Annotated in this window: 1 protein-coding gene and 1 pseudogene; both read left to right on the top strand. The window is 31.9% G+C overall.

Annotated elements, in window-relative coordinates; translation table 11 throughout:
• Nucleotides 1–407, top strand: a pseudogene (locus FUA24_RS21005) (MBL fold metallo-hydrolase); the annotation flags it as partial.
• A gap of 12 nt (nt 408–419) precedes the next feature.
• Nucleotides 420–875 (top strand): S8 family serine peptidase (locus FUA24_RS21000; RefSeq protein ID WP_222861379.1); only part of this gene is annotated, 456 nt, incomplete at its 3' end.

Below are 875 nucleotides of genomic sequence, written 5' to 3'. Positions count from 1 at the left end.
TAAAAGAAAACATAATACCTATTGAAGAAAGTGGGCATTTAAAGTTTACTGATATTCCTGAAACTGACATATTAAAAAATTCAGCATTAGGTTTTGATATTTTTTTTGCAAACGGACATACTGATAAGCAAATGATTCCTATGATTAATTACAAAGGAAAAACCATTTGTTTCATGGCCGATTTACTACCAACCGTTGGGCATTTACCATTACCCTACGTTATGGGCTATGATACTAGGCCGCTTTTAACACTAACCGAAAAAGAAAAATTCCTAAATATAGCAGCAAAAAACAACTACTATTTGTTTTTAGAACATGATGCTCACAACCAAATTATTACAGTAAAAAACACCGAAAAAGGTGTAAGACTCAAAAATATTTACACAACACAAGAAATATTCAATTAATAAAATTAAAACATGAAAACATTAAAAGTTTTAACTGCTTCGGCATTTTCTGCATTCCTTATATCTAGCTGTGGCTCTGCAGACATTCTTTCTACTCCTATAGAAAATATTGATGCAACCCCTTTAAAAGTTTCTGAATTAACAAAAGCTGAAAAAGAAAATTGGGGACATTTAGATTTGGTAAAAGATACCATACCTGGTATGAGTGTTGATAAAGCCTATGCCGAAATAATTAAAAACAAAAAAGGCCAAAAAGTAATTGTTGCTGTTATAGATTCTGGTATTGATATTGACCACGAAGATTTAGATGACGTTATTTGGACTAACACAGATGAAATACCAAACAACGGTATTGACGATGATAAAAATGGGTATATTGATGACGTACATGGCTGGAACTTTTTAGGCGATGGTTACAATGAACAGTTAGAGTTTGTTAGAATTTTAGCCAGTGGAGATACATCAAAC

Source organism: Seonamhaeicola marinus, assembly GCF_008085455.1.
This window is presented reverse-complemented; position numbering and strand designations above follow the sequence as displayed.